We start from the raw sequence: 14425 nt of genomic DNA on the forward strand, positions 1-14425 counted from the left end.
CGGGCGGCCTCACAGCATGTCGCTTCGCGCGTCGAGCGCATCGCGCAACCCGTCGCCGATGAAGTTGAAACTCGTGACCGCCAGGGTGATGGCGGCGCCAGGAACGATTGCCAGCCACGGCGCGCTGTCGAGATATTGCTGGGCGCCGTTCAGCATGTTTCCCCAGCTCGGCAGCGGAGGCTGGATGCCGTAGCCGAGGAAGCTGACATAGGCTTCCAGAAGGATGGCGCGGGCAACGGTAAGCGTGGCCGCGACGATGATCGGGCCGATCGCATTGGGCAGCAGCTCGCGAAACATGATGTGGCTGTTGCTGAGCCCAAGCATGCGGGCGGCGACGATGAAGTCGCGTTCGCGCAGCGAACGCACTTCCGCCTCGACGATGCGCGCGATTTCCATCCAGCTCGTTGCCGCGATGATCAGGGTGATCATGATTGGGCTCGGCTTGATGAAGGCTGCCATCGCCAGCAGCAGGAAGATGTTGGGGAAGGACAGCATCGCGTCGACGAAACGCATCAGCACCGTGCCGATGCGGCCGCCGAAGAAGCCGGCAGCAATCCCGAGCACGGTGCCGAAGACGGTGCTGATGAGCATGGCAGCGAAGCCGACTAGCAGCGAAATGCGGCCGGCCATAAAGAGGCGCGCCGCGATGTCGCGCCCTAGCGGATCGGTGCCGAAGAAATGATAGCCCGTGAACGGCGGCGAGAACCGGCCACGTAGGTCGATGTAGAGATCGTCAAAGGGCAACAGCAATGGGCCGAAGACGCATGCGAGGACCAGAACGATGATCATCACCAGGCCGAACATCGCCAGTCGATGACGGGCAAATCGGCGCACGGAGCGGCTACGCCACCAGCGTTGGCTGGAATGGGTGGGAACGAGGAATTCCGACTGGGTCATCTCTTCGTTCCTCAGCTCAATCGAATGCGCGGATCGACGAATGCGACGGTGAGGTCCGCGGCCAGATTGCCGACCAGGACGAGGACTGCGGACATCATCAGCAGCCCCATCACGACGGGGTAATCACTGTATCCAAGGCTATCGAGGAACAGCCGTCCCATGCCGGGCCAGGTGAAGACCGTTTCCGTCACCAATGCGCCACCCAGTATCGTCGGCAGTTGCAACCCCAGCAGGGTGATCATCGGCAGCAGGGCGTTTCCGAGGATGTGGCGGATCAACACGCGTCGGGAACTCAGCCCCTTGGCTCGGGCCGTTCGGACGAAATCCTGACTGATGACGTCGAGCGTCGCGGTGCGCATATAGCGGCTCCACACGGCGACATTGACCAGCGCAAGAACGATGCTCGGCATGATGAGATGGATCGCGTAGTCGCCGAGCGAGCCATTGCCGATCGTGTACATGTTGCCGGCCGGCAGCCATCGGAGCCGCAGCGAGAAGATGTAGATCGCGATCAACCCGAACCAGAAGGTCGGGATCGACAATGCCACCATCGCGCCGACCGTCGCCGCGTAGTCGAAGATCGAGTATCGTCTAAGCGCGCCCAGGACACCGATCCAGGTGCCGACAAAGATGGCGATCGCGGTCGATACGCCCATCAGCAGCAATGTCGCGACAAGGTGCTCCCAGATGATGTCGAGCACGGGCCTGCCGTCCCGGTAGGAATGACCCCAGTCACCGCGAAGCAGGTGGGTTAGCCAGTCGAGGTACTGGATGGGAAGAGGGCGATTGAGTCCCATTTGCGTGGCGATCCGGTCAAGATCGGCCTGCGTCATTCCTGGCGTGAGAGTGAATTGCGAGAGCGGTCCGCCCGGAGCCAGGTTCAGGACGGCAAAGCCGATCACCGAAACCAGCAGGAGCAGGACGAGACTTTGCCAGAAGCGTCCCAGCAGATAGCGAAGCATGCCGGTTGTCTCCGTTTTGGTGTCCGTCGGATACAGTCGCGCCAGAGGCGCCTTGTCGGCTATGCAGGCCGAGCCGGTTATCACCGGCCCGGCCTCGTTTGCGCGGGCTATGCCCAGTGCCAGGTGGCCACGTCCCAGGAGTCGATGCGCACATTGATGTTCGGCTCGACGCCTTCGACACCGGACTTGTGTCCGCGGACCGTCGCGTATTGGAACATCGGCAGGAATGGCAGGTCGTTGCGCACGGTCTGCTGGATTTTCAGGTAGGCCTGCTTGCGTTTCTCCGGCACGAATTCGACACCGCCGGATTCGAGCAGCTTGTCCACCTCCGGGCTGGCATACTGCCAGGTGTTCTGGCCGGCGCCACCCTTGGCCGGAATCGACTTCGAGCTGAGATAGTCCGAAGTGTCGGGATCGGAGCCCGTCAGGAAGTTGATGCCGACGACGACGGAATCGAATTCCGACTTCATCCAGTAGTCGCCCCACATCACGGCCGGCGGCAGGTTGGAGATCACCACCTCGACGCCGATGTCGCGATACGATTGCTGGATGAACTGCTGCGCCTGTTCGCGGATGTGATTGCCCGCCGTGGTCGAGTTCTTGAACGAGAGGCGGACACCGTCCTTGACGCGGATGCCGTCCGCGCCGGGGACCCAGCCGGCGTCGTCCAGCAGTTTCTTTGCCTTGTCCTGGTCGTATTCCTGCTTCGGCAAATCCGGATTGTAGTAGAAGGACTGCTGCGGCATGTAGGTTTCGGTCGGGGCCGGCAGCCCATAGTAGAGGGCGTCGATGATCGTCTTCTTGTCCAGCGCATGGTACAGCGCCTGGCGAACGGCGAGTTCCTTGAACTGGGGGCGCTCCATGTTGAAGCTGAGCGACTCGACCGTGGCGGCGGGAATGACGGCGACCGACGTTCCGCTCAATGCCTTGGCTTCCTCATAGTGGTCGGCTGTGACCCACTGTAGTCCGATAACGTCGATATCACCGGTCTTGAACTGTGTGTAGAGAACGGTCAGATCCGGAATGTACTTGTAGATCAGGCTCTTCAGGTAGGGGCCGTCGGCGAAGTAGTCGGTGTTGGCGGCCAGTTCGATATGGTCGCCGGCCATGCGTTCCACCCATTTGAACGGACCAGTGCCGATCGGGGCATTGTTGAACGGCGCGGTGTTCTTGTCTTCCGCCGCCCCGAGCACATGTTTGGGAACGATGAAGGTCGCGGCCAGGATCGACGGGTAGGGCGCGTAAGGCTCTTTCATCTTCCATTTGATCTCGGTTGGCGAGACGACAGTGAGATCCTGGACGAGCTCGTGGCCGGCGCGTCGCCAGCTGCGAAACTTCGGGTCGACCAGCAGTTCCAGCGTGAACTTGACGTCCTCGGCGGTGAACGGCTGTCCGTCATGCCACTTCACGTCGTCGCGCAGCTTGACGTGCCACTCGAGCCCGTCAGCAGAGATGCCGCCGTTTTCGACGGTCGGCACTTCCTTGGCGAGCGCGGGGAAGAAATTGCCCTTGGGATCGACACCAAACAGCGGATCGAAGACGCTGAAGTGAATGCCTTCGTCGACCTCGATATGCGGCAAATGCGGGTTGAAGACGGTGGGCTCCTGGGAAAAGCCGACGATCACCTGTCCCTTGGGTTCGCTCGGCGGGGTTGCCGCAAAGGCCCTGCCAGCTCCGGTCAGGTTGGGCATGGTGAGGCCGGCGGCGCCGGCGATTGCCATTCCAAGCGCCTGACGACGCGTCGGTCGAAAGATTGTGCTGCTGCTCTTATCTGACATTGGAAGCTCCTTTTCATAGTGTTCCACTTTCGCTGCGTCACGCTCTCTTGTCGGAGCGCTTATAATCCAGTGATCGGTGCGACCTTCGATCCGTCCGAAAACCGCGACCACCGGAAATCCTTGGGATCGACGATTGGCGGCCGTCCGGTGACGATGTCGGCCATCAGCCTGCCTGCCGCGGGGCCGATGCCGAAACCATGGCCCGAGAAGCCGGTCGCCACATGAAAGCCGGGAACGCTGTCGACAGCCGAAATGACGGGAACGGCGTCGGGCGTGACGTCGATATAGCCGGCCCAGCGCTGCGCCACCTGTGCTTTTTCAAGAACCGGAAATGCCTTGCGGGCATTTGCAAGGACGCGCTCCGAGCTTTTTTTGGAAGGCTTTGGATCGAGTACGCGGCAGTATTCGAAGGGGCTCGCCTCATCCATCGCCCAGCGGGTCGGCATCCTTGCCTCGTCAAGGAAACGACCCCCCAGGCGGAATTGCAGTGATCGCCACTCTGTCTTCCAGGCCGGAAGAAAATCGCGCGCAAAGCGAAAGGAGTTCGGCACGATGTCGACGAGATTGGTCATGCTGGAGGCGATGGTGTAGCCGCCGTCCTGGCGCTTGCGTATGGCGAAGTTGTTTGCCCACACGGCCTGGTCAGGCCCGTTCTCGACCGGCGTCGTGCGAAGAACCGTGTTCATGACCTTCAACTGCGGCAGGTTGAGACCAAGCGTTCCGCAAAAGAGGTTCGACCAGGCTCCTCCGGCAAGGACGACCGCCTTGCAGGCAATGAAGCCACGTTCGGTCACCACGCCCGAGACGGCGCCGTTCGTCGTCTCCACGCCACGCACGGCACATTCCGTCAGGATGGCGGCGCCGCGGTCGCGTGCGGCTTCGGCAATTGCGGGTGCCGCCTTCTGCGGCTCGGCGCGACCGTCGGCGGGCGTGTAGAGCGCCCCTTTGACATCAAGATTGGAGCCGGGGAGAAGGTCACGCAGTTCACCCGCGCCGATCATTCGCGACTCGAGCTGATAGCCCTGGAGATGGCGTCCCCAGCGTTCGTGCTGGTCGTATTCCTTGTCGTCAGCGCAGGTGAAGACAATTCCGGCCCGGGCATAGCCGGTGTCTCGTCCCGTCCGTTCGGAGAGCCTCGCCCATATCCGCAGGGCTTCCGCCATCAGCGGAACCTCGCGTGGATCCCGCCGGGAAATGCGAACCCAGCCCCAGTTGCGGCTGGACTGTTCCTGTCCGATGCCGCCCTTCTCGCACAGGGCCACCCGCAAGCCTCTCTCGGCCAGTTCCAGTGCTGTCGAGGTGCCGATGATGCCGCCGCCGATGACGACGCAGTCCACCTCCTTTGGCAGCTCGGTATCTCCATGAACGGGGACGACGAACGGTCCGGGCATGCTCAGTAGGACTCCTCGAGCTGGCAATTGATGGAAAACTCCGCGACGCTCGCATGGTCGGGCAGATCGAGAAGCAAGCCGATGATGCGTGCGAGGTCGTCCGGGTCGGTCATCAGCGCACCGTCGCGATCGGTTATGCCACGGGCCATGTCAGTGGCGACGAAACCGGGACAGACGGCCGTGGCTCGAATTCCGAGATCCCACCCCGCCTGCCGGATGCCGTGGGACAGCGCGACGGCGGCAAATTTGGAGATCGAGTAGGAGCCTGCTGTCACCGACTTGACCCGCTTGCCCGACAGCGAGGCGAGGATGATCACCCGGCCCGCGCGGCTCGCCGCAAGCGCTGCCCATGACGCGCGCACCAGACGGCGCGGAGCTTTGACGTTGATCTCGAACATGCGGTCGAGATCCGCGTCATCGACATCGATGACCGACTTAGGAATCATGATGCCGGCGCTGGCGACAACTGCGTCGATCCGGTTGAAGTCGTCGATAGTGCCGTCGACCCACGCCCGCTCGCTGTCGGCTTCCGCGGCATCGTAGGGGAACACGCGGACGCGTTCGCTATCGGCCCACTCTGGCTGCACCGGTTCGCGCATGCCAAGCGACAATGTCCAGCCCGTTTCGAACAGGTGCCGGGCGCAAGCCGCACCGATGCCGCGGCTGGCACCGGACACGAGTGCCACACGCTGGCCGGCTCTGCTTCCTGCCGGTTCTCTCATTGTTGGTCGAGTCCCGCGGTGCGGCGGTAGACGCGCCGCAATATGTCCAGCAGGCGCTTCTGGTCTTTCTCGGGCACACCCGCGAAGAAATCGCTGGATTGCTTGGTGGCGATCTTGCGCACCTTGCGAGCGAGGTCTGCCCCTTTTTTGGTGATGTGGAGCTCCTGTGCGCGTCCGTCGTCCGGCGCGTTCCGGCGCGTTATCAAGTCATGATCGATCATTTGGTCGACCAGCCTGCCCATGGCAGAGCGATCTCTCATGATGAGCTGGGCGATGACCGAGGGCCGTATTCCTGGGTGGCTGTCGACAAGGAGCAGGGTGGTGATCTTGCCCGTTCCCCGGGCGACATCGAGACCTTCCAGGCGCTCATCGAGATCACGCGAGAGCGCTATGTTGATGCTGCGGATATAGAAGCTCAACGTGTCTTCGAGGACATCCAGTCCGACCGTCTCGACAGGATAGGGCGGACCTTTGTTCTTCTTCACCGGCATCGAACACTCTCCAGAGGCTGTCGTGGACAGCCTTCATCGAGATCGCCGCAGCCCCATCCGGGGTTGTCGAGGGTCTTCCAGGGCATGATTGAGCGAGTAGTGGACAAATGCAACTACTTTTAGTGGACAAACGCAACTATTCTGCTCTGCTCCGCCGGACGACCTGGACGGCACGCATCGGGCGTCCCGATCGAAGAACAGGCTTGCAGCCGCGCCTTTGCGGCACGGCCAGTCGTGGTTCAGGGAAGGTCAGGGGATCTTCAGCGTCGCCGACCGCTCAGGCGGCAGGGACCCATTCCTTGCCGGGAATGGCGGAGATCAGTTGCCTTGTATAGGGGTGACGTGGCGACCGGAATATCTGCGACGGCGGGCCGCACTCCACGACCTCGCCGCGGTTCATCACCAGAATTTCGTCGCAGATGCGGCTTGCCACCCTCAGGTCGTGAGTGATGAAGATCATGGCGATCTTCATTTCTTCCTGGATGGTGGCCAGCAGATCGAGGATCTGCGCCTGGATGGAGACGTCGAGAGCGGAGACCGCTTCGTCGGCGACCAGGACCTTGGGGTCCATCATCAGGGCCCGTGCGATGCCGATCCGCTGACGCTGGCCGCCTGAGAACTCATGCGGAAAGCGGTCGTAGGCACCCTCGTCGAGCCCGACCAGACGCAGCAGCTGCAGCGCCTTCGCGCGCGCCTCCCGGGCGGACAGGCCGTGCGCCATCGGGCCGACGGTGAGGATCTTGGCGATCGTCTGCCGCGGATTGAGCGAGGCGAACGGATCCTGGAAGATCATCTGGATGTGCGGCCGCATCGGCCGGAATTCGGAGTTCGAAAGTGCGGCGATATCTTTGCCGTCGAACAGGATGGTGCCTCCGTCGCAGTCCAGGAGTTTCAGCAGGACGCGGCCCAGCGACGATTTCCCCGAGCCGGACTCACCAACGATGCCGAGCGTTCTGCCCTGGCGAACCTCGAAGCTGACCTGCTTGACGGCATGCACGGTGCGGGACCGCGAGAAGAAGCCGATGCCCGGCCGGTAGGTCTTGTCGAGTTTGTGCGCCTCCAGCACGATCGGAGCATCCTCACGCGCCTTCGCCTCGTTCTCGATCATATGCGGGACGGCGGCGATCAGTCGCCTGGTGTAGGGATGGCTGGGATTGCCCAGCACGTCGGCGCTGGCTCCTTGTTCGACCATCGCGCCTTTCTCCATGACGATAACGCGATCGGCGATTTCCGCGACAACGCCAAAATCGTGCGTGATGAACATCACGCTCATGTTCTTTTCGCGCTGTAGCCGCCGGATCAGGGCAAGGATCTGCGCCTGGGTGGTGACGTCGAGAGCCGTCGTCGGCTCGTCGGCGATCAGCAGGTCGGGCTTGAGCGCCAGCGCCATGGCGATCATGACGCGCTGGCGTTGCCCGCCAGAGAGCTGGAACGGATACTGGTGGCGCAGAACCTCCGGCTCCGGCAGGCCGACTTCGCCAAGCAAATCGATGACCGCCTTGGCGCGGGTCGCCGAGGTGCCTGACCGGTGTGCTTCCATAACCTCGGCCACCTGCTGGCCGACTGTCATCAGCGGATTGAGTGCCGACAGCGGATCCTGGAAGATGATGGAGACCGAACGGCCACGCAGGCTCCGCATCACGTCTTCCCCGGCGCTTGCGAGATCGTGACCTTTGAACAGGATGCTTCCCTGCGCAATTCGCACCGAAGACGGCAGCAGACCCATGATGGCGTTTGCGGTGACCGACTTGCCAGAGCCGGATTCACCGACGATGCAGAGCATCTCACCCTTCCTCATGTCGAAGGATATGTTTTCGACTGCGTTCTCCCGTTCCATGTTCTGGGGCAGCCGGACGGTCAGATTTCGAACAGAGAGAACAGTTTTCTCGCCCGGCTCGTGGGTGGTCATTTCGCTCGGCGGCATTGCTTGGCCTTTCGAAATCCAATGATCTGACTGCGCATACTAGCCGCATGTCCTACCTTCAGCGCAAGCCCCGACGACTGTTTCATTTGTCGGCTAGCCGACGAACCATTGGCGCCCCGTGCAAAAAATATCCTGCCCTGAGGTGTGCAAATCGGTGGGTTGGAAAGGCACGAACTGGCGGCGTGCCACGTCGACTTCGTGTCAGAAATCAACTGGTTGTCATAGTTTGCGAAGCCTTGCCGCGGCCCAGATCGTGGATCGCTGCCTGTATGTCGCGGGCAAATTCGCGCCCAAAACGCGATTGCGGCAAGGTGGTGCTCGTCACGAGCACGATATCGAGCGTGGAGCGCGGCTGGAACGGCAGCACTTTCAGGTTACCGAGTTTTGCCCAGGGAACCAGCCCGTCCACCAACGCGACCCCCAGTCCAGCCGACACCAGAGGTGCGGCCGCGATCGACAGGCTTATTTCAATCTGCGGATCGTAGACCGATCCTTGGTCTCGGAACACGCGCGCCAGCATCTGACCGGCCGGCGTATTCGTGCCGTAGCTGATCAAGGTCTGGTCCACCAGATCGGCTGGCGTAACCATCTTGAGCCTTGCGAGCGGTGATTCCGGCAACACCAGTGCGACGATGTCCGCCGCGCCGACAACCTCGTTGCGGATCTGCGGCTCGGGCAGGATCGTCATGGTCAGGCCAAGATCGATGTCGCCGATCAGGATGCGCTCGGTAACCTCTTCCGCCGGAAGTGTCTGCAGGACCAGGCGAGCGCCGGGATTGCGCCGTCGGAAGCGCCATGTGGCGGCCGGCAGCAGCGCGAAGGTCGGCGGCGCGCTGGCTGCGACGCGCAGCAGGCTCAACTGTTTGTCGCGAATTCGGTTCGAATAGATCTTCAGCACTTCGATCTCGCGGAAAATCCGGTCGGCGTCGCGAAACAGCAGATGCGCCTCCGGTGTCGCCACGAGGCGGCCGCCTATGCGTTCGAAGAGCTTGTAACCGATCACGGTTTCGAAATGCCTGAGCATCTTGCTCACCGCGGGCTGGGAAACATGCAAGGCTTCCGCCGCCGCGGTAAGCGAATTGTGGCGCATGATGGCGCGGAAGACTTCGAGATGCCTGGCGTTCATGGCGCATCATAACCAAAAGTTCTGGATGGCAAAACACATAGTATTGGCAGCGGGCGCGGCGGACTGAAAAGATCGTGGGGTGGCAGACAGCCAGATCCAAAGGAGGATCGCCCGTGACCTCAAACGAAAGCGGCCGTTTCCGACGCCTTGGCGAGGAAGGCAGGTCAAGGCTCGTCTTCTCGATCGACGGCCAGCCGGCAGAAGGCTGCAAGGGCGATTCGCTGCTGGTGGCGATGCTCATGCAGATCCGCCACCTCAGGAGCTCCGAATTCGGCGACGGCAATCGGGCAGGCTTCTGCCTGATGGGCGCTTGCCAGGATTGCTGGGTATGGACCGACACGGGCGAGCGCTTGCGCGCCTGCACCACGCCGCTTGCCGCAGGCATGCGCATTGCCACCAAAGCCCCGGAGCAGGCATGGCCGAGCCTCGCATAGTGATTGTCGGCGCCGGCCCGGCGGGCGTGCGTGCCGCCGAGACACTGGTTGCATCAGGCGTTCGGCCGATCGTGATCGACGAAGGCGGCCGTGACGGTGGCCAGATCTACCGCCGCCAGCCGGAAGGTTTTCGCCGCTCCTACGCCTCGCTCTACGGATCGGAAGCCGGCCGTGCCGAGGATATGCATCGCAGTTTCGATGCCTTGCGTGATCGCATCGATTATCGGCCCGAGACCCTCGCTTGGGGAATATGGGAAAAGCAGCTGCATCTCCTTCAGGGGTCCCGAACCAGCGCGGTCGATTTCGATGCGCTGATCATCGCCTCGGGAGCAACCGACCGCCTGATGCCGGTGCGGGGCTGGAACCGGGCCGGTGTCTACAGCATGGGTGCCGCGCAGATTGCGTTGAAATCGCAGGCCACCGCGATCGGCAAGCGCGTCGTGTTCATGGGAAGCGGACCGTTGCTCTATCTCGTGGCGGCGCAATATTCGAAAGCGGGCGCCGAAGTGGCCGCGGTGCTCGATACCTCGCCTTTCCACCTGCGGGTCAAGGCACTGCCCCAGCTGATCGCCCGGCCGGACGTCCTGCTGAAGGGGCTGGCCCTCACCTTGAAGCTTCGCCGCGGCGGCATCGAGATCCAAACCGGCATCACACCGGTCGAGATCGAAGGCCGGCCTGAGATCGGGGTCGAGACGATCCGCTTCCGCACCAGCAAAGGGAAAGTCCGGACGATTGCGTGCGACGCCGTCGCGCTCGGCTATCATCTGCGGCCGGAGGCTCAGCTGGCGGACCTCGCCCGCTGTGAGTTCCGTTTCGATGCGCAGACGCGTCAGTTCTTCCCGGTAAAGGACGCTGACGGCCGCAGCAGCGTGGCGGGTGTCTATCTGGCCGGCGATGGCGCGCTGACGCTCGGCGCCGACGCTGCCGAGGTCGCCGGACGCCTGGCGGCACTGGCCGTGCTGTCCGATCTCGGCCGCCAGGTGGCAGGGGTCCAGGTCGCACGACTTCGCCGCCGCCTGCGTATCTTTGAGCGATTTCGGCGTGGCATCGCCGCCGCTTTCCCGTGGCCGGCGGGCGCTGCCGCTGCTCTCGGCGAAGATACCGTGGTGTGCCGCTGCGAAAACATCACCGCGGGCGAACTGCGTGCCGCCGTCTCCGACAATGGCGCCGTCGAGATCAATCGCGCCAAGGCCTTCAGCCGTGTCGGCATGGGACGCTGCCAGGGCCGCTATTGCGGGCATGCCGCGGCAGAGGTGATCGCCGCTTGCGCCGGTGTTCCGGTCGAAGCGGTGGGCCGCATCCGCGCTCAGGCGCCGGTCAAGCCCTTGATTATCGGCGCCGAGAGCGACGCGGAGCAGGCAGCATGAAGCCGATGCAGGCCGACGTGATCGTCATTGGCGGCGGCCTGATGGGAACGGCCGCGGCGTTCTTCCTGCGCCGGCGCGGGCGCTCGGTCATCCTGCTTGAACGGGGGCTGGTCGGCCAGCAGGCAAGCGGCGTCAATTTCGGCAATGTGCGCCGGCAGGGGCGCTTTCTGCCGCAGCTCCCCCTGGCCAACCGGTCGCGCGAAATCTGGGGCAGGCTGAAGGAACTGCTTGGCGAAGATGCCGAGTTCCTGGCGACCGGCCATATCCGCGTCTGTTACGATCCCAGGCAGATCGGCGTGATCGAAGCCTATGCGCAAAAGGCCCGCGACTATGGCCTCGACCTGGAGCTGTTGAACGCCAATTCCCTCAAGGCGCGCTTCGGCTTTTTCGGACCGGAGGCGATCGCAGGCTCCTATTCGCCCAATGACGGCCATGCGAATCCACGGCTTGCGGCACCGGCTTTCGGGCGCGCTGCCGCTCGGACCGGCGTTGCTGTGTTCGAGAACACCGAGATCATCTCGATCGCCAAGCCAGGCGATGATTTCCAGGCGATCGCGGCGGACGGCAGGATGTTCAGCGCACCGATTGCGCTGGTTACTGCCGGAGCCTGGGGTGGGGCCCTGTCACGGCAGTTCGAAGAGCCGGTCCCCATCGCCGTGCACGGACCGCAAATGGCGGTGACGGAGCCGTTGCCGTACCGACTCAAACCGGTGATCGGCGTATCGACTGCGATTCCGCAAGAGGTCGTCTATCTGCGCCAGGTTGAGCGCGGCAATATCGTCTTCGGCGGCGGCGCGCGCGGTCCGGCCTTTGCCGACATAAGGCGCGCCTATGCGGTGCCGGGTCATCTTGGTAACCAGCTTCGACAGATCCGTCGCCTGGTGCCGGCGCTCGCCAACATGCGGGTCATCCGCACCTGGAGCGGCATCGAGAGCTACCTGCCTGACGATATTCCCGTCATGGGGCCCAGCGCTCGGGTGTCCGGGCTCTATTACGCCTTCGGTTTTTGCGGCCATGGCTTCCAGCTCGGCCCCGGGGTTGGTGACGTGATGGCCGAGCTGATCGACCGGGGCTCCACCATGACGCCGATCGAGCCATTCCACATCAAGCGGTTTGCGGTCGAGGCCGCCCGCTCGGTTTCAGCCTGAATTGATCAAGGAGAAAATAGAGATGTCAGTTGTTTCCGCCGTCCGCCCGGCCACGGGACAAGCCAGCGAAGAGACGCGACGCTTCCACGACGAGATGTTCGTCTTCGACGCACTGTCCATCGCCTATGTGCTCGAGGACAAGTATGCCGAAAGGACGCTCGCCGGCGGGGTCAATGCGACCAATGTCACCTTCGCGCTGGAGGAGAACTGGGATGTCGTGATGCGCAACGCGGAGCGCTATCTCTCGATGATCGAGAAGAGCGCCTACCTGAAACTCTGTCTGACCGCCGACGACATGCTGGCGGCGAAGCGGGCCGGCAAGCTTGGCGTCGTTTTCGGCACACAGGGCGCGACCATGCTGGACGACCAGCTTTGGCGGCTGGAACTGCTGACCAGGATGGGGCTTCGCGTGCTCGGTCTTGCCTACACGACGGCCAACATCTTTGGCGACGGATGCGGCGAAAGGCGCGATGCTGGCCTCAGCTATCTTGGCGAGGAACTGGTGGCGCTGGCCAACTCTTTGCCGTTGATGATCGACCTGTCGCATTGTGGCCATCGTACGCGCGCCGAGACCACCGCATTGGCGCGGGCGCCGGTCTGCACGCATTCCAATGCCGACGGGTTGCGGTCGAACGGGCGCAACACCGAAGACGCGACGGTCAAGGCGATGGTCGAAAAAGGCGGCATGATCGGCGTCTGCGGCCTGCCGCAATCGCTGGCCGACGGCACCCCGACGCTGGATGATTTCCTCGATCACGTCGATCATCTGGTCCGGCTGGTCGGCCCCGAACATGTCGGCATCGGGGTCGACTATGTCGAGAAATACCAGGAGCAGGCGTCGGTCGTCGCACCGCCGAGCGTCGTCACCTGGCGCACCCGCCGCCCCGACATTTTCGGACCGCTTTCGAGCTTTGGACGACAGTCCTATCCGGTCGGCATCGAGACGGTGAGCAAACTGCCGAACCTGACGCAGGGCCTTTTCGACCGCGGCTACAGCCGCGAACAGGCGGCAGCGATCATGGGCGGCAACTGGCTGAGGACCTTCCGCCACTTTTGCGGATGATCCTGGGAGGTCTCCGGGTGCTTGCCGGGCCGCAAAATAGCGGCGAGCAATGTCAGTGGTGCGTGACTTCCGACTGAAGCAGAGGTTGGAGCGCTTGGACATCCTCCATCATTTGCGATCTCAACCAGTTGGCGATTTGCGCCACAACGGGCCGAAGGGGCCTTGAACGGGGAGCGATCAGACGGTGATGGCGCCCCGTATCGATGAGGCGATCCGATGCCGGAACCAACATCCCCTTCAACAGTGCGGTTGAGGTGACACTGAGCCAGCCAAGCGCAACACCTTCGCCGTTGAGAGCTGCCTGAAGGATGACCGCGTAGTCGGAGAACTCCAGCCACGTTCCCTTGGCGGTCTTGCGGTTCGCTACGTTTCCCCAGATGTCGGCCCATTGCTGCAAATGGTGATCGGTAAGATGCAAGAAGACGTGGCCGTCGCCGTCGCCATCGTGATCAAGCTTGCCATGGGCGCGAAGGTAGGAAGGACTGCATACCGGAAGGATGATTTCCGGTGAAAAGTCCCACCGGTGATACTGAGTATCGTCGTCGCCAACGATCCGCGTCCCCAGATCGACATTGTCCGGCATGCCGCGCATGACGCCCGCAATCAAATCAAAGCGCAGGTCAACGTTCGGAAACGTGGCGTTGAAAGCTCCCAACCTCGATACCAGCCAATGCGTGACGAATGAGCTTGAGAGTGACAAGGTCACCTGTGGTTTGCTGGCTTTCTTCTGGTCCTGGATCATCAAAATGGTGTCGCGAACCTGGCTCAGCCCCTCACGGACGGCGGCGTGGAGGACCCGGCCGTCATCGGTGAGAGCAAGTCCTGTCGGGCCGCGATCGAACAGCCGCATCCCCAGCTCGGCTTCGAACTGGGCGATGGTCCGGCTGATGGAAGGCTGGGTAACATTGAACTCACGGGCAGTGATGGTGAAGCTGCCGGTTCGTGCCGCGGCCTCGAAAACAAACAGGCCCCTCGCCGAGGGGATGAGCTTGGACAATGCCACCATGGATTCCTGTTGTCCCGCATTGCAAACGTCTTCGGGCTGGCACACGAGCGCCAGCGTCTTTGGAGATGGAGGGGTCTCGCGATCTTGATCCCGCAGGCAGAGTCTCGATGCCCGCT

13 protein-coding genes are annotated in these 14425 nt (G+C 62.7%); 4 read left to right on the forward strand and 9 right to left on the reverse strand.

All coding sequences use genetic code 11. The features are described 5' to 3' along the window. Nucleotides 1-9 precede the first annotated feature (9 nt). From B5V02_RS32125 to B5V02_RS32160, 8 genes are all read right to left on the reverse strand, one after another. On the reverse strand, nucleotides 10-897 hold the full coding sequence (locus tag B5V02_RS32125) for an ABC transporter permease (RefSeq protein WP_111548014.1): 888 nt from the start codon (nucleotides 895-897) through the stop codon (nucleotides 10-12). An 11-nt stretch (nucleotides 898-908) separates the two neighbouring features. Continuing rightward, nucleotides 909-1859, reverse strand: coding sequence for an ABC transporter permease (locus B5V02_RS32130; RefSeq protein WP_111548066.1), 951 nt, complete (start codon nucleotides 1857-1859; stop codon nucleotides 909-911). Nucleotides 1860-1966: 107 nt separating this feature from the next. Then, nucleotides 1967-3637 carry a peptide ABC transporter substrate-binding protein gene (locus B5V02_RS32135; RefSeq protein ID WP_111548015.1) on the reverse strand — a complete coding sequence of 557 codons (1671 nt, stop codon included), beginning with the start codon at nucleotides 3635-3637 and terminating at the stop codon, nucleotides 1967-1969. 59 nt (nucleotides 3638-3696) lie between these two features. Then, nucleotides 3697-5028 (reverse strand): NAD(P)/FAD-dependent oxidoreductase, encoded by a 1332-nt coding sequence (locus tag B5V02_RS32140; RefSeq protein WP_111548016.1) that lies wholly within the window; start codon nucleotides 5026-5028, stop codon nucleotides 3697-3699. A gap of 2 nt (nucleotides 5029-5030) precedes the next feature. Continuing rightward, nucleotides 5031-5750, reverse strand: a complete 720-nt coding sequence (locus B5V02_RS32145; RefSeq protein WP_167458756.1) for an SDR family NAD(P)-dependent oxidoreductase — start codon at nucleotides 5748-5750, stop codon at nucleotides 5031-5033. Further along, nucleotides 5747-6241: a MarR family winged helix-turn-helix transcriptional regulator gene (locus tag B5V02_RS32150; RefSeq protein ID WP_111548018.1), complete on the reverse strand. Its 495-nt coding sequence runs from the start codon at nucleotides 6239-6241 to the stop codon at nucleotides 5747-5749. Before B5V02_RS32150 ends, B5V02_RS32145 begins: the two co-directional genes overlap by 4 nt. A 277-nt stretch (nucleotides 6242-6518) precedes the next feature. Next, nucleotides 6519-8165 (reverse strand): ABC transporter ATP-binding protein, encoded by a 1647-nt coding sequence (locus tag B5V02_RS32155; RefSeq protein ID WP_167458757.1) that lies wholly within the window; start codon nucleotides 8163-8165, stop codon nucleotides 6519-6521. A 208-nt stretch (nucleotides 8166-8373) separates the two neighbouring features. Further along, nucleotides 8374-9291, reverse strand: a complete 918-nt coding sequence (locus tag B5V02_RS32160; protein ID WP_111548019.1) for a LysR family transcriptional regulator — start codon at nucleotides 9289-9291, stop codon at nucleotides 8374-8376. Nucleotides 9292-9404: 113 nt separating this feature from the next. Between B5V02_RS32160 and B5V02_RS32165 the strand changes: the two genes are divergently transcribed. Genes B5V02_RS32165 through B5V02_RS32180 form a run of 4 tightly spaced genes read left to right on the forward strand, consistent with a single transcriptional unit; the run spans nucleotide 9405 to nucleotide 13303 of the window. After that, a complete protein-coding gene (locus B5V02_RS32165; RefSeq protein ID WP_111548020.1) occupies nucleotides 9405-9725 on the forward strand; it encodes a (2Fe-2S)-binding protein in 321 nt (106 codons plus the stop codon). Next, nucleotides 9707-11092, forward strand: a complete 1386-nt coding sequence (locus tag B5V02_RS32170; RefSeq protein WP_111548021.1) for an FAD/NAD(P)-dependent oxidoreductase — start codon at nucleotides 9707-9709, stop codon at nucleotides 11090-11092. Before B5V02_RS32165 ends, B5V02_RS32170 begins: the two co-directional genes overlap by 19 nt. Continuing rightward, entirely contained in the window at nucleotides 11089-12240 is a 1152-nt protein-coding gene (locus B5V02_RS32175; protein ID WP_111548022.1) for an NAD(P)/FAD-dependent oxidoreductase, read from the forward strand. The genes B5V02_RS32170 and B5V02_RS32175 overlap by 4 nt, the downstream gene beginning before the upstream one ends. Before the next feature lie 22 nt (nucleotides 12241-12262). Then, on the forward strand, nucleotides 12263-13303 hold the full coding sequence (locus B5V02_RS32180; protein ID WP_111548068.1) for a membrane dipeptidase: 1041 nt from the start codon (nucleotides 12263-12265) through the stop codon (nucleotides 13301-13303). Between the two features lie 52 nt (nucleotides 13304-13355). Here the strand turns inward: B5V02_RS32180 and B5V02_RS32185 are convergent, their stop codons facing one another. After that, entirely contained in the window at nucleotides 13356-14309 is a 954-nt protein-coding gene (locus tag B5V02_RS32185; RefSeq protein ID WP_111548069.1) for a LysR substrate-binding domain-containing protein, read from the reverse strand. Nucleotides 14310-14425 lie beyond the last annotated feature (116 nt).

The sequence above is a fragment of the Mesorhizobium kowhaii genome, from assembly GCF_003253745.1.
Taxonomy (GTDB): domain Bacteria; phylum Pseudomonadota; class Alphaproteobacteria; order Rhizobiales; family Rhizobiaceae; genus Mesorhizobium; species Mesorhizobium kowhaii.